This is a genomic window from Mycobacterium sp. NGS66, from assembly GCF_059812225.1.
Genome location: NZ_JCALCG010000026.1, coordinates 1 through 20,130 on the forward strand (window position 1 = coordinate 1; position 20,130 = coordinate 20,130).

Annotated in this window: 17 protein-coding genes; 8 read left to right on the forward strand and 9 right to left on the reverse strand. The window is 67.9% G+C overall.

The genetic code is table 11. The features are described from left to right. Positions 1-251 precede the first annotated feature (251 nt). Positions 252-1,214, forward strand: coding sequence for a DUF4192 domain-containing protein (locus AC5Y2L_RS28200; protein WP_499945706.1), 963 nt, complete (start codon positions 252-254; stop codon positions 1,212-1,214). 95 nt (positions 1,215-1,309) lie between these two features. Here the strand turns inward: AC5Y2L_RS28200 and AC5Y2L_RS28205 are convergent, their stop codons facing one another. Together AC5Y2L_RS28205 and AC5Y2L_RS28210 are read right to left on the reverse strand one after the other, a co-directional pair. Next, positions 1,310-1,738: a hypothetical protein gene (locus AC5Y2L_RS28205; protein ID WP_499945708.1), complete on the reverse strand. Its 429-nt coding sequence runs from the start codon at positions 1,736-1,738 to the stop codon at positions 1,310-1,312. Positions 1,739-1,866: 128 nt separating this feature from the next. Continuing rightward, positions 1,867-2,355 (reverse strand): hypothetical protein, encoded by a 489-nt coding sequence (locus AC5Y2L_RS28210; protein WP_499945711.1) that lies wholly within the window; start codon positions 2,353-2,355, stop codon positions 1,867-1,869. Between the two features lie 242 nt (positions 2,356-2,597). On the opposite strand from AC5Y2L_RS28210, the gene mobF reads away from it, so the two are divergent. Continuing rightward, positions 2,598-8,453, forward strand: a complete 5,856-nt coding sequence (mobF, locus tag AC5Y2L_RS28215) for a MobF family relaxase (RefSeq protein ID WP_499945713.1) — start codon at positions 2,598-2,600, stop codon at positions 8,451-8,453. An 80-nt stretch (positions 8,454-8,533) separates the two neighbouring features. Here mobF and AC5Y2L_RS28220 read toward each other — a convergent pair whose 3' ends face one another. The 7 genes from AC5Y2L_RS28220 to AC5Y2L_RS28250 all read right to left on the reverse strand — a co-directional run bounded on the left by AC5Y2L_RS28220 (position 8,534) and on the right by AC5Y2L_RS28250 (position 12,847). Continuing rightward, the gene (locus AC5Y2L_RS28220) at positions 8,534-8,944 is read right to left on the reverse strand and encodes an XRE family transcriptional regulator (protein ID WP_499945718.1); all 411 of its coding nucleotides are present in this window, start codon (positions 8,942-8,944) and stop codon (positions 8,534-8,536) included. Between the two features lie 75 nt (positions 8,945-9,019). Beyond that, positions 9,020-9,178 carry a hypothetical protein gene (locus AC5Y2L_RS28225; RefSeq protein WP_499945723.1) on the reverse strand — a complete coding sequence of 53 codons (159 nt, stop codon included), beginning with the start codon at positions 9,176-9,178 and terminating at the stop codon, positions 9,020-9,022. Between the two features lie 354 nt (positions 9,179-9,532). Beyond that, a complete protein-coding gene (locus AC5Y2L_RS28230) occupies positions 9,533-9,928 on the reverse strand; it encodes a hypothetical protein (RefSeq protein ID WP_499945728.1) in 396 nt (131 codons plus the stop codon). 138 nt (positions 9,929-10,066) lie between these two features. Beyond that, on the reverse strand, positions 10,067-10,357 hold the full coding sequence (locus AC5Y2L_RS28235) for a hypothetical protein (protein WP_499945732.1): 291 nt from the start codon (positions 10,355-10,357) through the stop codon (positions 10,067-10,069). After that, positions 10,354-11,763 (reverse strand): type IV secretory system conjugative DNA transfer family protein, encoded by a 1,410-nt coding sequence (locus AC5Y2L_RS28240; RefSeq protein WP_499945735.1) that lies wholly within the window; start codon positions 11,761-11,763, stop codon positions 10,354-10,356. Before AC5Y2L_RS28240 ends, AC5Y2L_RS28235 begins: the two co-directional genes overlap by 4 nt. Positions 11,764-11,766: 3 nt before the next feature. After that, positions 11,767-12,198, reverse strand: a complete 432-nt coding sequence (locus AC5Y2L_RS28245) for a hypothetical protein (protein ID WP_499945738.1) — start codon at positions 12,196-12,198, stop codon at positions 11,767-11,769. A 214-nt stretch (positions 12,199-12,412) separates the two neighbouring features. Beyond that, entirely contained in the window at positions 12,413-12,847 is a 435-nt protein-coding gene (locus AC5Y2L_RS28250; RefSeq protein WP_499945740.1) for a hypothetical protein, read from the reverse strand. Between the two features lie 114 nt (positions 12,848-12,961). Between AC5Y2L_RS28250 and AC5Y2L_RS28255 the strand changes: the two genes are divergently transcribed. The 6 genes from AC5Y2L_RS28255 to AC5Y2L_RS28280 all read left to right on the forward strand — a co-directional run. After that, entirely contained in the window at positions 12,962-13,087 is a 126-nt protein-coding gene (locus AC5Y2L_RS28255) for a hypothetical protein (RefSeq protein ID WP_499945743.1), read from the forward strand. Beyond that, complete coding sequence (locus tag AC5Y2L_RS28260; RefSeq protein WP_499945747.1) at positions 13,084-14,247, forward strand: hypothetical protein; 1,164 nt, start codon at positions 13,084-13,086, stop codon at positions 14,245-14,247. The genes AC5Y2L_RS28255 and AC5Y2L_RS28260 overlap by 4 nt, the downstream gene beginning before the upstream one ends. A 9-nt stretch (positions 14,248-14,256) precedes the next feature. Further along, positions 14,257-15,213 (forward strand): conjugal transfer protein, encoded by a 957-nt coding sequence (locus tag AC5Y2L_RS28265; RefSeq protein WP_499945750.1) that lies wholly within the window; start codon positions 14,257-14,259, stop codon positions 15,211-15,213. Between the two features lie 20 nt (positions 15,214-15,233). Beyond that, a complete protein-coding gene (locus tag AC5Y2L_RS28270; RefSeq protein ID WP_499945754.1) occupies positions 15,234-15,521 on the forward strand; it encodes a glycosyl transferase family 39 in 288 nt (95 codons plus the stop codon). Between the two features lie 114 nt (positions 15,522-15,635). Then, entirely contained in the window at positions 15,636-18,623 is a 2,988-nt protein-coding gene (locus tag AC5Y2L_RS28275; RefSeq protein WP_499945757.1) for an ATP-binding protein, read from the forward strand. Next, positions 18,620-20,130 (forward strand): hypothetical protein (locus AC5Y2L_RS28280; RefSeq protein ID WP_499945761.1); only part of this gene is annotated, 1,511 nt, incomplete at its 3' end. The genes AC5Y2L_RS28275 and AC5Y2L_RS28280, both read left to right, overlap by 4 nt.

A 20,130-nucleotide genomic window follows, 5' to 3' on the forward strand; every position in this document is an offset into this window, starting at 1 on the left:
GGGTGCCCAGTGTAAGCGGCCGGGGGCCCGAGCGCTCAACCCACGGCCGCGGTGCGCTGCGCAGGCCGAGTGACCTTTTCGGCCCTATGCCAGTGAATCCCAAGGCGCTGGCGCGCCGGGATTCACGCGGGCCGAAAACCCTGCTGCGCGCACCGCGGCCTCACAGGGGTTGACCGCCCACCCTCAGCCGCTTGCCCCACACCCAGCGCTAACCGGCGCACCCATCACCGCACAGAACGGAGAACAACACCATGTTTGAGACCGTCTTTTCCACCCCAGCCGACGTCGTCGCCGCCGCCCCCGCGCTCCTCGGCTTCGCTCCCACCAACAGCGTGGTGGCCTACCTGCTGCGCCGCGACATCACCCGGGGCCTAATCGTGCGCAGCGCGATCCGCTGCGACATCACCATCACACTCGAGCAGGCCGCCCGCATTCCGCACACCTGCAACCTGGCCCACCCCGACAACGCCGCGGCCATCGTGCTCACCGTGTGCGACCCCTTCCACGACACCCACGCCCGCCTCATCCTCGACACCCTGCGAGACGCCCTCCGCCAGGCCAGCATTCAGGTGCTGCTGCGCCTGCACACCCGCGACGTCACCACCGCAGGCCAATGGCTAGACGTCGACACCGGAGACCGCGGACACACCTACCCCTACACCGACGCCATCCTGACCGCCCAACTCGTGCACAGCGGCGAACGCATCAGCGCCTCCCGCGACGACATCGAAGCCGAATTCGCCCCCATCGACCCTGCCCCGCCGGTCAACATTGGCGATCACGGGCAGCTCGTCACCACCACCAGCGACGAAATCGCCGACGTCTTGGCCGGGCACCGCGCCGACAGCCACACCCTGGCCACCCGCGCCGGCATCCTCATCACCGGCCACCCCGCGCTGCGCGATGCCATGCTCGGTCTGGCACTCGACCACGCCCAGCCCGCCGCCGAGCTATGGACCCGCATCGCACGCCAGCTGCGTGGCCAGGCCCGCGCCGAAGCACTCGCGGTTGCCGCGGTCTGCTTCTGCCTCTACGGCGACACCGTGCGCGGCGGGATCGCCACCAACGCCGCCCTCGATGAAGCCGAGCACACCCACACCCCCGCACCGCGGCTGGCCCAGCTCATGCTCGCCGCCCTGCAATCCGGTGTCCAACCCCACCACATCCGCGAAATCATCGCCGACAACACGCCCCAACCACCTGCCGACCGGTAGTGTCCACCCACGGGCCTGGCCAACTCCACCAAACTCCCCGGGGTTGGCTGGGCCCCTTTTTTCTTCCGGCGCAGGCTCGCTCAGCGGTGTAGTACTCACCACAAGGTCGGCTCCGCCGAACCCAGCAGCGCCGCCTGCACCGCCTGCTGATCCCATCCCCCGCGTACAGCATCGCGTAACGCCACCGCCCGGGCCCGCCGAGCCTGTCGGCCGGCGTCCCCGCGGCGCACCGCTGCGCGGCCGCCGCCGCGGCCCGCCCGGGCCATCATCCTCATGTTGTCGCCCTGCGTGCCGCCCACCACATGAAGCAGGCCCACCTCACCTACCTGGCTGACGCGTACGCAAATCTGGTTATTGCACCCGTGCAGCGCCTTGACTCCAGGGTCTAACGTCTGCCCACCCAGCGACGCCGCCAACGCATACCGATTCGCCCGCACCATCATCCGCATCCCGTTGCGGCGCCACCCAAAACCGCCCATAACCGTCGCCGCCGATCGCGCCCACCCAGATCGCACAATCGTCACCGCCCGGTCCCCGCACGACCAGCCTGTCGAACCGAGCTAGCTCTTCACCGTGGATGTGCCGATCGACCGCCAGCGGTAGTGGTTGCCAAAGCTGCACTCCGACCCCCGCTTTCCGACCCAACCCTGCATCACTGACCCTTGTCATCCTGCGCGGGCACACCGACACCCACACCGGCCCCGCCCGGCCGCGGAGCGACCGGGCCGGCCGAGTCGGTCAGCGCCACGATCGCGGGCGCCGGCTCAATGACCGGCGCCCCAACCACCGGCGCCGGCCCCGGTGAGCCCTGGGCTGCACGAATCAGTTCGCGCACCGTGTTCTCCGATATCCCCGCCATCCGCGCGATCTCGCGCACACCCTCCCCGCGGTCGCGCATCGCGCCCAGTGCCACGCCGCAGGCTCGGCGCTGCTCAGCGCGCCGAGCGTGCGCCTGCTCGCGCAGCGCTGCCACTTTCTCGGCCAGCCACCCCTCGACGGCCTCTTCACGCTCACGTGCGGAAAAGAACGACGCCAAGTCCTCCATATTTGCCCGCGTGCGCCGCGCCAGTTCCTCCTGCGCCGCCGACGTCGCCGCCCGCGCGGCCTTACGCGCCGCCTTACTCACCACAGCATTTCCCATGCCTTACACGCTAGAACCCTCAACGGCCTTATGCCCCAATGGAATCGAAAAACTCGCCCACCGACCCACTCACCAAGCCCGGACCCGACCACTCACCACCACAGCCCACCATAAGTTAGGATGCCCTAACTTAACCTCCTTCCCGCACATCACACCTCTTGCACTCAGGGTCACGAATTGATAACGGCCCATGTCTAAGGGATAGGCCGCCCATAGCTTCGGAGTGAGGCGATGACGCGGTGATGGGCTTACACAAACTGACTGCCGGAGACGGCTACATGTACCTGATCCGGCAAGTCGCCGCCTCCGATGCCACCCAACGAGGCCGCCCCAGCCTGGCTGACTACTACAGCGCCAAAGGCGAAACCCCTGGCATTTGGATGGGCCGCGGGCTAGCTGCGTTAGGCCAACCGGTCTCGCGCGATGCCGCCGACCCCCTAGTCGCCTCCGTGTGGGGCATTAAGCACGGCTCACAGGTCAGCGAAGCCCAGATGAAGGCGCTGTTCGGCGAAGGCCTGCACCCCAACGCCGACAAAATCACCGGCTATCTGACCAGTGTTGGCGTCGGCCATGCGGGCGCGCGGGCAGCTGCGCGGCTCGGCCGGCCCTTCCACATCAGCAGCAAAGAAAACAAGTTCACCACCCGGCTGCGGGAGGCTTACCGCGACTACAACACCACCACCGGCGCCGATGTTTCGGCCAGCGTCGCACCAGAGATCCGGGCCCGGCTGCGCACCGCCATCGGGCGCGAACTGTTCGCCGAAACCTATTCTCGCCCACCGGCTGACGAGCGTGAACTGACCGGATTCATCGCCGCCCAATCGCGCAATCCCACCACTGCGGTGGCCGGCTACGACCTCACGTTCACCCCGGTCAAATCGGTGTCAGCGCTGTGGGCGTTGGCCCCGACAACAATTGCCCGAACCATCGAGGACTGCCACCACCAAGCCGTCGCCGAAACCCTGCAATTCCTGGAAGACAACGCCGCGTTTTCGCGGACCGGAGCGGGCGGTGTGGCCCAAGTGGACACCACCGGATTGATCGCCGCGGCCTTCGATCATCGCGACTCGCGCGCCGGCGATCCCAACCTGCACACCCACCTGGTGATCAGCAACAAGGTGCAAGTCGTTGGCCCCGACGGCATCCCGCGCTGGCGGGCCCTAGACGGCACCCCGCTGCACCACGCCGCGGTGGCCGCCTCAGAGTTCTACAACACCCGCATCGAAGCCCTGCTCATCGACAAACTGCGGGTGCGGTTCAAAGCCTCGCCAGCCAAACGCGGCAAGCGCCCGGTCCGCGAAATCGACGGCATTCCCGACGAACTCATCACCACCTACTCTTCACGCAGCGCTGCCATCGATCACCGCGTCGGGCAGTTGGCCAAACAATTCCAGGCTGCTTACGGGCGTGAACCCACCGCCGTGGAAATGCTCGCCCTGTCCCAGCAGGCCACCCTAGAAACACGGCAAGCCAAACACGAACCACGCTCACTGGGCGAGCAGCGCCACAGCTGGCGCGCCCAAGCCATCGAGGTGCTAGGGGATCAGCGCGCGCTGACCGCCATGATCGCCGAAGTCACCGGCCGCGACCCCCAGGTGCAGACCCGAATCACCGAGGAATGGGTCAACACCCAAGCCGCCGCAGTGATCGCCAGTGTCTCCGAAGCCCGCGCCACCTGGACCATCAACCACGTGCGCGCCGAAGCCGCCCGGGTAGTGCGCTACGCCGATCACCCCGGCGGCCCCGAACTGGTCAACCGCATCGTCGCCGCCGCCCTCGACGAGCACAGCATCACCTTGACCTCACACACCGACACCGAGAAAAACGAGCCGGCGATACTGCGTCGCGCCGACGGGGCCAGCGTCTACACCCGCCACGACACCACCGTCTACACCAGTGCGGCGATCATGGCCGCCGAACGGCGCATCCTGGCCGCGGCTGCGCGCAGCGACGGGCGCAGAGCCGATGACACCAGCATCGGTTTGGCTCTCCTTGAGGTCCACGCGAACACCGGCCTGCAACTCAACGACGCCCAAGCCGCGATGGTCACCTCCATGGCCACTTCGGGTGCCCGCGTGCAGCTCGCACTGGCACCGGCGGGCACCGGCAAAACCACCGCCATGGCCGCCCTGGCCGCCGCCTGGAACAACAACGGCGGCAACGTGATCGGCCTCGCACCCACCGCCGGAGCGGCCGAAGTGCTAGCCGAAGAGTTGGGCTCAGCCACCGACACTCTGGCCAAACTCGTCCAGCTCACCGCCGCCCGGCCCGGACCGCCCGCGCCACCGGACGACCCCGCCCGAACCTGGTTTGACACCATCGGCCCCGACACGCTGCTCATCGTCGATGAAGCCGGCATGGCCGCCACCTTCGACCTGGACGCCGCCATCGGACACGCCCTGGCCCGCGGGGCCAGCGTGCGCCTGGTCGGCGACGACAAGCAGCTCGCCTCCGTCGCCGCCGGCGGCGTCCTGGCCGATCTGGCCGACCGCGCCGAGACGGTCACCCTGAGCACGGTCGTACGGTTCACCCACCCGCAGACCGGCCCAGCCGAAGCCGCCGCCAGCCTCGCGGTGCGCGCCGGTGACCCCGCGGCGATCGGCTTCTACATCGACCACCACCGGGTGCATGTCGGTGCCGATCAAACCGCCGCCGACATGGCCTACGCGGCCTGGGCCGCCGACCGCGTCGCCGGGCGCGACTCACTGCTGTTGGCCCCCACCAACGAGGTGGTCGCCCAGCTCAACGAACGCGCCCGCCTGGACCGCCTGCAGAACACCGAGACCCCCGCCACCGCGACCGCGACCGTCATCTTGTCCGACGGGTTGACCGCCTCGGCCGGCGACACGATCGCCACCCGCAAAAACGCCCGCTGGCTGGCCGCCGACCACAACGGCGCCTGGGTCAAAAACGGGCACCGCTGGAGCATCCGGACCGTGCACGACGACGGCTCGCTGACCGTCACACCCCTGCGGGGACGCGCCACACCTGTGCATCTGCCCGCCTGCTACGTCAGCGCCTACACCACCTTGGGCTACGCCTCCACCATCGACGCCGCCGAAGGCATGACCGCCGGCGGCCGCGACACCGAAGGCACCTGCCACACCGTCATCTCCGATCGCCTGACCCGCCAACAGCTCTACGTCGCTCTGACCCGCGGCCGCACCGAAAACCACCTCTACGGCTCCACCTCAGAAGCCGACCCGCACCGCATCCTTGCCCCCAAGGCCACCCACCCTCCCACCGCCGTGGACATCCTCACCACCATCCTGCGCCGCGACGGCGCCCAACACTCCGCCCACAGCGTCGCCGCCGCCGACACCGACCCGTTTGTCCGCCTGCACCACGCCGCCGCCATGTACACCGACGCATTGAGTGCGGCCGCCGAACACACCGCCGGACCCATCGTCATGGCCGCCATCGACACCGCCGGCGCCGCCCTGGGCACCCGCGTCACCGACGCACAAGCCTGGCCCGTACTGCGCCGCAACCTCGCCCTGCTCGCCCTCGACGGCCACGACCCCGCCGCCGCCCTACACGACGCCGCCGCCGGCGACTTCGCCACCGCCCAAGACCCCGCCGCCGTCCTGGACTGGCGCCTGCCCACCCCACCCGCAAGTGCCGCCGAAAAGGTTGGACCGCTGCGCTGGCTACCCGCCACCCCCGAGGTATTGAAAACCCATCCCACCTGGGGACCCTACCTGGCCGGGCGCGCTGACCTCGTCGCCGAACTGGCCGACGACATTCGCGAACGCGCCCGCGCCTGGGAACCCACCAACGCCCCGGCCTGGGCCCGACCCCTGCTTGACAAACAACCCGGGCTGATGGCCGAAATCGCCGTCTTCCGCGCCGCCCACGACGTCGATCCCGCCGACACCCGCATCACCGGGCCCGAACAACACCCCAACCGCTCCGCCGCGGTGCAACGCCTCATCCACGCCCGCCTCGACGCCGGCCTAACCCGCCCCGAGGCCACCGCCGCACGGTGGCGCCAATTCGCCGACGACCTGCACCCACGCATCACCAGCGACCCGTTCTGGCCCCGGCTGGCCACCCACCTTGATGACGCCGCCCGCGCCGGCGCCGACATCACCACCCTGCTTCGCGGCGCCCTGGCCGACGCCGCTCCGCTGCCCGATGAAATGCCCGCCGCCGCCCTATGGTGGCGCCTAGCCGGCACCCTAACACCAGCCTCCCTGCAGCGCCCCGACACCAGCCTGCGCCCCGACTGGACCCCCCTCCTGCACCACCTGCTGGGAACCCGCATCGCCGAAGCGGTCATCACCGACCCCGCCTGGCCCGGGCTCGTGGCCGCCGTCGCCGCCTCCGGCTGGCCCCCCGCCGACCTGCTGGCCGCTGCCGCCGAACACCTGCGCGACATCGCCGCCGTCCAACCCATCCGGGCCGACGAATACGCCCGTCTATTGACCTACCGCATCGAACTGCTCACCCACCACGCCGCCACCATCGACCCCGACATCCCCCACCCCGCCGACACCCCCCAAACACCGCCTGCCGGTGAGCAACTCGACCTGTTCACCCCCCACCTGCACCACCCCAACCTGCCCGCCGAACCACCGCCGGACCCCTACGACTACCCCTACGGCTTCGCCGAAGACGACCTGGGCGCCCTGGACTTCACGGACCTGCCCTCCCAGCCGCCCCCCGGCACCCGCGATGTCGACGACATCGACATCCCGGCCTTGCGCGCCCGCCGCGACACCGCCCGCCGACACGCCCAAACCCTGGCCCAGTCGATCCTGGCCGGCCCCGGCGGACCCGCCGAACAAGCCGCCGCCCAACAGCTCGCCGACCTACGCGCCGCCCAGCAACACCAACAGCCCTACCAGCACGCCCTGGCCCAAGCCCACACCCGCTGGGTCCACGCCGAAGACACCGCCGAACTCCACCACACCCTGCTCACTCAACTCGACGCCGCCATCACCGCCGCCGCCGGCCGCGGCGACCACGACACCGCCGCCGACTACCAACAACACCGCGACCAAGTCCAAACCCAAAGCCCACGCATTACCGCCGCCCTCACGACCGCCCGCGACCGCCTCGATGCCGCCCGCACCGCCCTCATCGATGCCGCCGGCGGCGTGGAGAACATCGTCACCGACACCACCATCCAAACCCTGCGAAACACCGCACTGGCCGCCGACAATCACACCCTCGCCCAAGCCCGCCAGCACGCGCGCGAACTCGACACCCAGCTCGCCCGGGCCGAAGCCGCCGCAGCCCGCGCCTTTACCCACACCCCCGCCGACCGCTACGACCTAGGCGCCGACCTGCCCCAACTACGCGCCGAAGTAGAACTCCTGCACGCCGCCTCCACCACCAGCACCGGCGCCAGCTACCACCCGCCCGCCGCCGCGCTGGCCGGCCTAGATCAGCCCCACCAGCAAGCCTTGACCGCCATCACCGCCGACATCCACACCGTCCAACCCGTGCGCCTATATCCCGGCGCCGACAAACCCGCGTTACTGGCCGCCCTAGCCGCCACCGCCCACCACCACCAACACCGCCTACTGGCCCTCCCCGCGACCCCCGCCGCCACCGAATACGCCGCAGCACACCGCTACGCCGACACCACCACCACACCCCAACAAGCCCAAACCAACATCGACGACCAGCGCTGGAAACTCCCAGACGGCACCCTGCTCATCGTCGACGACGCCGACCAGCTGAACCCCGACCAACTACGCTGGCTCACCCGCACCGCCACCGACACCAACACCAAACTCATCCTGCTCACCACCGCACAACCGCGCTCACACCACGCCAACACCCTGCTCACCGCGCTGACCGACAACCTGCCCCAAACCCAACACATCGGCACCCCCGACCGGCACCAACCCCAGCCCGCCACCGCCATCGAGCGAGTCGAACACCACCTCGCCACCACCGGGGCCCAAAGCCCAACCCGCCAACAGGCCGCCCAACTGCTCAACCAGCGCAACCACATCGTCAACGAGCTGCGCCAAACCCTGCGAGCCCTCACCGAAATCGACGACCACTGGGACCAATACCGCGCCCGCGAACACCAACGCCAACAAGAACGCGAACGCGACAACAACCACGGCCTCGAACTATGAACCAGCCCAACTGTTCTCGGACCGAACGGCCACACACCGGTGGTGCTACAACACCTTCCGCATGCGGTGAACCCAGCCGCTCAACGAGCCAGCGAAGCAATCAGTTTCGCCATGACGTTGAGCCGGTCGGGGCTAGCACCCGACCCACCCCACCCCCTCACGTCGCGCACCGTGGCATCGCGCAGCGCCTGCAAAAGGTTCAATTGCGCGTCAATTTCCCGGTCAGGTCGGAGGTCCGTCAAGTATGACGCCGGCACGCCGAAGAACTGCGCGATGCCCGCCAAATCCCCCACCGCAGCACTGGTTTTGGCGCCCTCCCTTAAACGCCGCAAACAATCCGGTTCGATCATCACCCCGGTTTTCTTTGCGATTGCGGCCGCAGCTGCAACGTTCGACAGGGGCGCTTCATCAGCCCGGTGACACACCGCGAAGAGCTTGTTCACCCGTGCCGCGAGTGAATCATCCATGCCATGAGGTTCGTCGGCTGCCACGTAGCCACCCTATCGCGATTTCGCCGAGCTAGTTTTAGGCCCCGCATAGGACTACCGGCGTAAAGCTGCCCTGCGTTAAACGGGCATCGTGTCCAAAGAAACGCGAATAACCTCGATGATGCCGGCCACCGCCTCATAGATCAGCCAACCGGCCACGCTGAGCGCAGCGATCAAACCACCCAGCCACGGCCCTTTGCGGGAAGCCTCCCACTCGCCCGCGCGCCGCGCGCTCATCGCTGCGCCCTGTAAACCTGTTCGAAATGCTCTGGCCTGCAAGGCCACATCGCTCCGGTGGGCAACCGCACGACCCAGTCCCCGAGCTCGGCGCGCCGCGACCCCAGCGGCGTAGGAATCATCAGGTATCCATGCTCCATCACGCCGGTCGCCGGGTTCACCGCAGCCGGGTGGCAACACCGGCCCGGCAGATCAAGCCACTGGATGATCGTGGCCGCCGATTCGGGGGTGAATCGTATTGCCTCGGCCTTGATTGTGGCGACAAATGTCTGCGGCATCATAAGGACACTCCTGTGCACATCTGAGCAACTGCTAGCCATATCCGGCCATCGCGGACGTGACATCGCGCACTGCTCATACCCGCCCCCGCTGCTTGGCCATCCACGGCTCCAACGCATCGCGCATAGTGCGCGCCACGCTGTCGCGCTGGCGCGGCTCCCACTGGGCGATCTTGACCAGCCGACCACCCAGCGGCGCGCCCGCCTGATCGCAGATATCTGCGGCCTGACGCCAACCCGGCACCGTGCCATCCGCCTCGACATTCACCGCGGCACGCCACGCCCACTCAACACCGCCGCCGCCGGGCTGCTGACGAGCCGCGTACAGCAGCTCGGCCAGCGGCGCGGCCGAAACGCTTGCCCACACGTCGTGGTAGTTCGCGTCGCGTCGCGACAAAGGGGCTACAAGCGCTTCGGCCACCTCGATCGCATCGACGGGCGAGCGGATTGCACGCGTCGGATCGTTGCCCAAGCGTCGACGAACCCTGCGCGCTCGCATCCCCGCGCTGACATGGCTCAGACGCTCACGTACCGATCCCCGAATAACGCGGTTATAGGATAATCCGCGCCCGCAAACACTGAAATGCATTATCGTCCACAACCTTTCACCCTATGTGGTGTTGTGTCTAAAATCGGCGGCTGATTCGCCGGCCCGACGGGTAGCCTCGCCGAACAACACCGCCAGTTCCCACTGGGCCAGCCGGCCCGGCTGGTCGAAAACCCGGCGCACCAGTCCGCGGCGTTGCAGGACCAGCAGGCCCCGATAGACCTCTTCGGCGACCACCGCCCGCCCACCGTGGCGCCGTGCGCCAACCGCGCGCCGGATGCCCGTCGTGGTCAGCGGCCCCCCCGCCTCCTCCAGCACGGCGATGAGCTCGCCGCGCAGCCTCTCGGCGTTCACTTCGATTTCACCGCCTCCAGCGCGCGGCGATGACGTGCCACCACCCATTCCCACAGCGTCTCGGGTTCACGCGCGTCGGCTTTTTGGGCCAGCAGCCGATTAACCGCGCGGTCATACCTGGCCAGAAAGTCAGGCCAGTCGGGCAGTTCGGTGATCACTCCCGCCGTGCCGCGGCGCAGCAGCCGCGCCTTCCCGCGGTTTGCGGGCAACAGTCGCCGATAATCCAAACTGGGGCCCAAATGCGACGACAGCGTCTTGGCGCCGCTGGCCTGATCGAATGTCTCCTGGCGGCGCGTAGTTTCGCGCGACCACTGCTCGCCGCGGCGCAGCAGCTCCATCTCGTCAGCCCCATACATGATCAGTGAGGCCGGAAAGGTGGCGCGCAGCTCGCGCATGTACGCGCCGCCATACACGGTCTCGAACTGGATGGAGCCCTGCACTGACAACAACAAATTCACGCCCAGCCCGCGGCCTTCGGAGACATAGCGTCGCAGGGCCGGCATGGGGGCGACATTCACCGCCTCGTCAATGACGAACAGCAGCCGGTGCAGCATTTCCTTGCGGGCGGTCTTACCCCGCCAGCTGCGCACCAGATGCTCGAGCAGGGTGACCGCCGCCCCGGCGATCGACCCCTCAGCGGGGGCCAGAATGAACAGCGTCGCATCCGGCTGGCACAAAAACGACTCCTCAAACGAGGGCTCCGTCATGCCGCGCAGCGCGAGCCGCATCCACGGGGTGACGGCTTTGCGCATCGTCAACGCGATGCTGTCGCGCTGACGAGGGTCCATGTCCAACGTGCGCAGCAGCGCGTTGCGAAACAGCGGAAGCCGCGAGACCTCCCGCGCGGCGCTGTGCCAGCCGGCCGCATCAGGGAAGTTGTCGTCCTTTTTCAGGTTGTCCACCGCCAGCAGCACCCACCCGATGCCCTTTTTGTTGCCGCTCGGCGAGGCCGCATACAGCATCGCGGCCAGCGGCGCCTCGGTGTTGGCCTCCCAGATGCCGGCATCAGAGACCTGATCGATCCCGGACCCCAACCCGACCGCCGACATCTGCATCATCGTGTTGGCCATGGTCACCGCCTGATCCGGGGTGGCGATCAACGCCGTCGGGTCAAACGAGCGCACCTGCACATCGGGCGGATACAGCGGCGAATAATCAGGCCGCAGATCGATGACCTGCTTTGGCCCCCAACGGCGTTGGCAAACCAGCCACATCAGGTCGTCCTTGGACGACACGCACACCGTAGGTCCGCCCCACAGCACCGCCGCCGGTGCGAGCACCGCCCGTGTCTTGCCCGTCTCGGTCGGCGCGGAGACCAGCACGTGCGCCGGCGCCTCGGCCACCACCAGCTTCCCATCGCCGTCACGGCTAAACCCGCAATACGGCGCGCTGGAATGAACAGACATCAGCTAAAACCTCCGGATTGGGCTGGGATCACCAGGCGGGAGTTCACGACGCACAGGGAATATCCCCGGCCCGGTCAGGTCATCGGCCTCGAAGCCGAAGTCAACATCCTCGGCCGCCGCAGGCGGGCGCATCGGCCACCAGTCGCGCGCACCGTCGACGGCCAGCCAGCCTTCCAAGATCCCATACACCCCCGCAGCGAGCAGGGCGGCCGGGATCTGAGCCAGCAGCCAGGGCACCCCGACCGCAGCCGCCAGCGAATCGGGCGGGCCGACCAGCATCAGCAGCACCGGAAGCGGCAACCCGACCACGGTCGCTGACCACATGAACGCCGCGATCGGATACGAGCGCAGCTCACCGGGGATTAGCTGCACCACCGACACCGACAGCATCTTGCCCACCGGCCAACCCACCGGAGCAAGCAGTGCGGCCGTCATAAAAATTGCCCAGTCCAACATGGCGTACGGCGTTTTCACCGGGCGCGCATACCACGGATGAATAACGTCGTCGTCGGCGGGATCATCACGCGCGCCGCTGATGATAGTGTCACGGTCACGTATTTGACGCGCCAGAATTTCAGCGCGCTTTTTCTGAAATATAAAAGTATGTTGATGACGGGCGATCCACTTACGGCGGACCTCGTCGAACCTGTCAGCGGGAACCGGCATCGACACCGCCCCCACCGGCCCGTACAGGTTCATTGTAGAAGTCGCCCAGCCGTTGTACGACGTCGGCCAAAAAGTTCTTCAACTCCGTCGCGCACCGCGACACCCCTGCACACTCGGCGTGCCTCAGCTGCGCATCGATCCTGGAGGAACACGCATTGACCTCCTGAGTTATCCGCACGGCTGGGCTTTGGCCGTGCAGCACACGCTGCGCGGACCCCTCCTGCCAGCCCAATGCCACATCCAGTCGCGCCAGCGTGCGCACCGACAGCCCACCGCCTCGGGCCCGCGCCTTGCGCATTGTCGCCGACGCCGGCCCGCCGGCGGCCGCCAGATCTTCGCGCGTCCACTGCAGCTGCGCCAAGCGGTCCTCTAAAAAGAAGAAAAGCCGCGCCATGCCGTCCCGAGGCAAGCTGTCCACGCGAATACCGTAACAACGAGATACAGCATTTCGCTGCGCCCGACGAAATATTTTCTCACCCATAACTAAGGCCCATCCACGCCTTATGCTGACCTAAAGGCGGAAGGTGTGCACATGGCGATAATTCACGAAATGCGCAAGACGCGGCCCGGTCTTCGGCCCGTCGCCGCGCCGCTGACCCGACGCGGCCCCGCGACGTTGCTGAGCCACCGCAACGGCGGCTCCCCGGCGCGGCGATGAGCGGGCCTGCCCCCGACGTCTGGGGTGCCACCCAGGACTGGCTAGACCGCCTCGACAGCGATGGCGGTGGCGGTGACAACGACGCCGATGACGCCGCGCAACCTCAGGTGTCGCCCCCTTTGGCGTACCCCGTCAGCATCGCCAAGGACGAGCCGGGGCCGCCCACCAGCTCCCCTAGCCCAGCCCATATCGCGACCGACACCACATCCGACGACCCGCTCGAGGCGGACGCGGTCGAGGACGATCCCGTCGGTGGCGATGACCACCCCGACCAGCCCAGTGGGGATGACCCAGCTGAGGATGGCGCGACCGCCGGTGCATCCCAAGCCGCCGGTAATGACCCCAGCCAGACAGCGAGCCAAACCAGCGCGCACCCCCCCACATACAACAAGGCCATCGCGGGGGGATTCATCGTCGCCACCGTGATCGCCACCCTCGCGGTCAGCGGGGCACTGCTGGCCATGCGCTCCGGCCCGCATGCCGCAGACAGCGACCACAGCACCCAGCCCAGCACCCGGCTCAGCGCCATCTCCGCGCCCACCACCAGCGCCGTGCTGCCCGGCGGCGGACAAGACAACCCCATTCCCTACACCGCGACCGCCGTGGGATGCCTACCCGGATCCACCACCGCCCAGTCGGTAGCCGGCTCCGACCCCACCCAAGCCTGGGTGTGCGTGCACGGCGGCACCGTCGGCCAATACCTCGTCCTCGAACTCGGCCGCACCATGGTCATCACCGCAGTCTCGATCACCCCCGGCTGGGTGGGCGCCAACAGCTCAGGCGCTGACCAATGGCTGCAGCACCGCGTACTGACCCGCGTCCAATGGAGCTTCAACGACACCCCACCCACCGTCGTCTCCCAAGAAACCCGCAGCGTGCACGGCGAAGCACCGCAACCCATACCCGGGCGCGGCGTGCTGGCCTCGCGCATCATCGTGCTCATCCAAGACACCGGCCGCGCCCCCGCCGACGCGCCCAGCCCCGCCTCAACCCCGCCGCGACCGGGCGGGCTGTTCGGCGACGTATTAGGCACCCCCGCACCAGCATCCGCACCGCCGCCCACCACCTCACTGCCCGGCATGCCGGCCGATCAAACCGACCCCGCCGACAACACCTTCGCGGTGTCCGCCATCAAAATTTTCGGCCACCCACCCCAATAAAGAGTCGTCATGCTGACCAACACCTGGCGTCAACGCCTCGACCGCGGCGGTACTTTGCTGCGCCGCGGCGCAGCCATCACCGGCCTCGCCTCGTGCAGTGTCGTGGCGATCGCCACCATCTGGGGCTGGATGTTCGATGATCCCATCGACGTCGCCGGCCCGGCGCGCACCGCCGTCAACCGCACCGCCCTGATCGGCTCCTACGCCCAAGACTGCGTCACTCGCTGGCTGACCGCCACCGCGTCGGAACAACAGTCCCTGCACGACTGCTGGTCGCTGCGCGACCCCATCCGGCTGCCCACCACCGCCCCTGTGGTCGCCAGCTCCACGGCAGTCTCGGCGGTCACCCTCATCACCGACAGCGGCACCACCCAGCAGTGGAGCGTGGTCATATCGGTATCCGAGCGGCCCTACCAAGCCGCGCCCGCGCACACCGCTTTCTACCGGCTACCCATCGTGTACAGCAACTACGGGGTGCGTGCCAGCGCGCTACCGGCCCGCGTCAACGGTCCCGGCGCCGGCGCTGACGCCCCACTGGCCTACCCGGCCACCCTGGCCGACACCTGCCCGGCGTTTTCCACCGTCGCCGGGTTCATCACCAGCTACCTCACCGGCGCCGGCGGCCTGGAACGCTACATCACCCCCAGCTCAGGACTGCTGCCCGCCGCCGACTACCGCACCGCCCGAATCATCAAGCTGGCAGCCAACCACTCCGCCCCCGACCACGACGTGCCCGCCGAAGGCACCACCCTGCGCGTCCTAGCCTCAGTCGAAGCTGTCACCAGCGGGTTCGCGCCTCTACAGCTTGACTACCCCATCACGTTGACCGTCACCAGCGGCCGATGGAACGTCTCAGCACTAAACTACGCGCCCCTGCTGGCCGAAGGCGCCGAACTGACCCCCGTCCTCCCCGCCCCACCCAGACGCCCCACTAACCCCGACAGCCAAGCAACACCACCCAGATAACCGGCAACGAAAGGCATCTCATGAATTCCGCACACACAGCTGCCCACCTGCTCGCGGTCAACGACCTCGTCTCAGGCAGCCACGCCCTCTACACCATCGGTGTCGGCGTGCTGGTGATCTTCATCCTGCTCGCCGGCGGCACCCGAGCCGCCGCATCTTTCTTCGGCGGACGCATCGGCCAAACCGTCGCCTGGGCGCTCACCGCCGTCGTGGTGGCCGTCATCGTCGGCGGCGGCTACGCGATCTACGCCTCCACTAAGCGCACCGTCGACCGCACCGGCATCACCACCGGCCAATTCGGCCAATAACCGACACCACGACGCGCCGGCCGCCTTGCGCCCCGGCGGCGGGTGACCCGTCGCCACTCAACTGGGCCCGCCACGGCGGGCCACCTCGCCCTTCTCTCCCAGGAGCACGTCGCGATGACCGAATCAGCCCAGCTGTTCAAAGGCATTCACGACACCCCCGTCTACACCGACGTCCTGTTCAACAAGCCGATGCGCCTGTGGGTCGCAGTGAGCCTGTACGGAGGCGGCGCGCTCACCGTCGCGCTGACCATTGCCTCACTGCAATCCGGACACGCCCGCGCCATCCTGCTCGGCGGCCTGCTGCTCACCGGCGCCGTCGCCGGGGCCGCGTCGCTCATGCCGCGCGCACGGCCCACCCTGCGGTTCCGGCTGCGCAGCTGGTGGCACACCCTGCACCCCGCCCTTGCCCTCACCACCAGCGACCCGCTGCTGGCACCGCCGCGTGAAATCATCGACAACCTGACCTACACCGCCCACGGCGTCTACGCCCACTACCTGATCAGCGGGCTGCCCTACTACCTGCAATCCACCAAGCGCCGGCTGGGCGTCGCTGATCGCCACCAGAGCCTGGCCCGTGAAATCCCCGCCGGAACATGGGTTTTCGGGCTTTGCGTCCCGCAAAATCAACGCCAACTGCTGCGCGCGATGCTGCACGGCCACCGCGACAAACCCCGATGGATCAACGCCTGCCGCGCCATGCAGCCGGTCATCGCCGCCCACAACCCCCGCACCCGCATCTACTGGCTGGCCATGCCCGTCGACGCCGGCCGCGCCGGGCACAGCCCAGTGGGCCAAGCCACCAAACTGCGCGACTGGGTCATCGGCCGCGACAAAGACTCCGAGGACTCGGTCGCGGCTTACCAGCGCCTGGCCCACGACATCATCACCGCCCTACCCGGAGAATTCGCGTCCCTGCCGGCCAGCGAAGACATGATCGACTGGTTCTGGCGCCACAACACCTGGCGCGGCGTCTTCAACAACCCCCTGCCGCGCCACCGCAGCGCGACAGGGCGCCTCGAGGGCACCCAGCTGCCGGCCGCGACCTTCGACGACGGTGACCAGCAACACCACGCCGGACGCCGGCTACCCCTCCGCATCACCGCCGCCGCCCTGGCGGTCGGTGCTGGGCTCAGCGTGCTCGCCGGCATGCTCGGCCTAGCCCTACTGGCAGGCGCGCTCGCCGGCGCACTCACCGCGGCCTGGCTGCTCGGGCTGCGCCGCATCCCCTCCTGGCGCACCGTGCTGCGCATATCCAGCCCCGACGGCCTGTATGCCGACAGCTACCAAGCGATCCTGCCCGTCGTCGACATGCCCAAAGCCGGCATCGTCTTTCCCGGCTCAGAGTTCCTCCAAGCCCTCGACGACCTCGACACCGGCGCCACCTTCGACTTCGCCGTCAACCTTGTAACACTAAGCCGCGAACTGGAATTCGTGCGCAACGACCGCGCCAAAGGCAACATCGACGACCAATTCACCCAACGCCGCGACGTACGTAACGGCGACGCCGAACTGCTCACCACCGCAGCACAACTCGCCGAATACAACCGCCAACTACAGGCCAACATCGACGAACGCCCGCTCGAGGCAGCCTTTCTCATCGCCGTCGGCGCCCCCGACCCCCCCACCCTGGACTACAGCGTCAAACGCCTGCGCGAAGAACTCAGTGGATCCGGCCAAATCGCCGTGCGCCACTACCGCGGCGCCCAAACCCGCCTATGGGCCACGTTCAACCCCGGCGCGCCCAACCACAAAACCGGCGCCGACCAATTCGCCGAACCCACCACCACCAAAAAATGGTCCCGGTTCGTGCCCTTCACCTCCTCCATGATCGGCAACACCACCGGCATCCTGCTCGGATTCAACACCAACAACGCCCTGCGCAGCGCGGTCCTGCTCGACCTGCCCGGCACCGCGCGGCGCAACCGCAACCCCTGCCTGGTGTGCAGCGGCGCGCTGGGCTACGGAAAGTCGTATGCCGCCAAACGCATCGCCCGCGCCGAAATCCAGCGCGGCGCACAAGCATTCATCGTCGACCCGGGAACCGAATGGGCGCGGGCGCTCGCCGACATCGACAACAAAGCCGTTATCGACATGGCCGGACAACAGTTCAGCTGCGACCCTCTGCGCACCTTCCCCGCCAACGTCGCCGCCGGCTACTGGCTGGACTACATGGTGCCCATGCTGGGACTCGATGCCCGCAGCACCGGTGTGCGCAGGCTGCGCACCATCCTGGCGCCCGACGTGCGCGCGCGCCTGGGCATCACCAGCACCGCCGCCCTGATCAGCTACATCGCCGCCATCCAAGCACCCGCCGGCCCCGACACCCGCCCCGGCCGGGTCGCCCAACTCGCCGATGACCTGGCCCCCATCCTGGCCGCCCTGCAATCCTGGGCCACCTACGACTTCACCCAAGCCATCTTCGATGACACCCTGCCCGTGCCCAACCTGGCGTCCCTCGATGTCACCATCTGGCTCACCGGCAGCCTTGATTTGCCCACCGCCGCAGAAATGAGCACCCCGCACCTGTATGAACGCCTTTCGGACCGCAAACGCGCCTCCGTGGCCATCTACGGCATGCTGGTGCGGCTCGCCCGAGTGACTTTCTTCGCCAACACCGAGCGCTTCGGGCTCATCGTCTTAGAAGAAGCCGCCGCCCTGCTCAACTCCCGCGCCGGCGCCGACGACGCCCACCTCATCAGCCGCCGCGCCCGCAAGCACTACACCGGGCTGCTGATCATCACCCAAAACCCCATCAAAGACCTCGCCCTAATGGGCGACGAATTCATCACCCAACAGCTGATCATGCCGTTCGAAAACGAAGACCTCGCCCGCCAAGTCGCCGCCAAAGTCGGCATCCGCCCCGACGACTACGGCGACATCGAAGAATTCTTCCTCGCCCAACCCAGCCCCGAGGAAATGCGCGACCCCACCGCCTTCGACGACACCACCGCCGCCGCGGTCGACAACCCCGACCGCGGCGAGCGCCAAGGCTACGGCTTTTTCGTCGACGAATTCCGCCGCAAATCCCCCATCCGCGTGGCCAGCGAACCCGACACCGCCCTGCACGGCGCCTACGACACCACCCCCGGGCGCACCGCATGAACAGCCCCCCAACCACATTTGCTTGCCGCGTCGCCGAATACGTGGGCTACCAACTGGCCACCCGCCCGCGGCTACGCCGCGTCACCTGGCTATGGCTGAGCACCCAGCTGCTGGGCACCTGGGCGGTGGTGGCCGCACCGCCGGCCGCGGCCTCTGGGCTGGCCGGCGCACTGAACTGGACCGGTGTCACCGACAGCCACGGCGTCCCCGTCGGCGACTACTACCTGTCAGTCGTTTCCACCGCCGAAGCCATCACCAAAGCCGGGCCCTCGCTCAGCGCCGATCCATCCAGCTGGGTGCGCTGGCTGGCCAACGCAGTCACCACCGGCCTCACCCACGAAACCGTCGTCGAGCTGCTGCAAGCCCAGGCCGCCTTCTACATCTTCATGATCACGCTATCGCTGTGGCTGATGCGCTTCGCCATGTCCAACACCTGGCTGTACTGGCTGGCAACCTGGTTTCGCCCGCTCTTCGAAATCATCCGCGCCCTGCTCAGCGAACTCTCGGTATTCCCCATCTGCCTCACCCTCGGGCTAGCCGTCGGCGCCTACCACATCCTCTGGCACGGCCGCAAAGGCCACGGCTCGGCAATCATGCTGTCCACCTTCGCCATCGGCATCCTCGGAATCGTCTTGACCCGCGACCCACTGACCGACCTCTACAGCGAAAACGGGCTCCTCAACCAAGGCCGCAACCTCGGATTCCAAACCGCACAAGCCTTCGCCAACAACGGGCCCCTCACCGCCGGCGGCCCCCCCGCACAACTCACCCACCTCACCGGACTCATCGCCGACGCCACCCTGCGAATGCCCCTGCAACTGATGAACTTCGGGACCCCCGTCGACGACATCGGCACCTGCGCAGGCACCTACACCGCCGCCATCCTCGCCTCCCACAACCCCGGCGACCTCGCCGGCCCCGCCCACGCCATGGCCAGCTGCGGCGCCCCCCAAGCCCTGACCTTCGCCCAACACCTCAGCGGCGCCAACCTCGCCCTCGGCCTGTTCTTCATCCTCCTCGGCCTGATCTTCACCCTGTTCATCTGCTACGTCACCTACAGCTACGTCATGGTCTGCTGCGCCGCCTTCATCAATGCCCTCCTGGCCGTCATCGCCGCCGGCCCCGCCATGATCCACGGACACCCCCGCCGGCGCGCGGGCCGGCGCATCAAAATGTTCTTCAAACACGCCGCCCTGATCTTCGCCTACACCACCTACACCTCCGTGGCCGCGGTCTGCGTCCTCAAGATGGCCGCCCGCGGCGGCTGGGCTGACCAAGTCGGCATGGCCCACCCCCTAGCCCGGCTCGTCATGATCGCCGTCATCTCCGCAGTCGCCATCGGTGCCTTCTGGTGGCTCAAACGCGAAATCCGCGACGACAGCCGCCACGAGGCCACCCACCTAGTAAGCGAAATCGCCCGCGCCGCCTACGAAGGCTACCGATACGGACAGCTGCGCGGTCACCGCAAAACCACGCAGCCGCAATCATCCAGCCTAAAACAAGACCC

Excerpts from the sequence above, each read along its gene's own strand:
- AC5Y2L_RS28200 (WP_499945706.1), top strand. The coding sequence starts at position 252 with ATGTTTGAGACCGTCTTTTCCACCCCAGCCGACGTCGTCGCCGCCGCC.
- AC5Y2L_RS28210 (WP_499945711.1), bottom strand. The coding sequence starts at position 2,355 with ATGGGAAATGCTGTGGTGAGTAAGGCGGCGCGTAAGGCCGCGCGGGCG.
- mobF (WP_499945713.1), top strand. The coding sequence starts at position 2,598 with ATGGGCTTACACAAACTGACTGCCGGAGACGGCTACATGTACCTGATC.
- AC5Y2L_RS28225 (WP_499945723.1), bottom strand. The coding sequence starts at position 9,178 with ATGAGCGCGCGGCGCGCGGGCGAGTGGGAGGCTTCCCGCAAAGGGCCG.
- AC5Y2L_RS28240 (WP_499945735.1), bottom strand. The coding sequence starts at position 11,763 with ATGTCTGTTCATTCCAGCGCGCCGTATTGCGGGTTTAGCCGTGACGGC.
- AC5Y2L_RS28245 (WP_499945738.1), bottom strand. The coding sequence starts at position 12,198 with ATGACGGCCGCACTGCTTGCTCCGGTGGGTTGGCCGGTGGGCAAGATG.
- AC5Y2L_RS28255 (WP_499945743.1), top strand. The coding sequence starts at position 12,962 with ATGGCGATAATTCACGAAATGCGCAAGACGCGGCCCGGTCTTCGGCCC.
- AC5Y2L_RS28260 (WP_499945747.1), top strand. The coding sequence starts at position 13,084 with ATGAGCGGGCCTGCCCCCGACGTCTGGGGTGCCACCCAGGACTGGCTA.
- AC5Y2L_RS28265 (WP_499945750.1), top strand. The coding sequence starts at position 14,257 with ATGCTGACCAACACCTGGCGTCAACGCCTCGACCGCGGCGGTACTTTG.
- AC5Y2L_RS28270 (WP_499945754.1), top strand. The coding sequence starts at position 15,234 with ATGAATTCCGCACACACAGCTGCCCACCTGCTCGCGGTCAACGACCTC.
- AC5Y2L_RS28275 (WP_499945757.1), top strand. The coding sequence starts at position 15,636 with ATGACCGAATCAGCCCAGCTGTTCAAAGGCATTCACGACACCCCCGTC.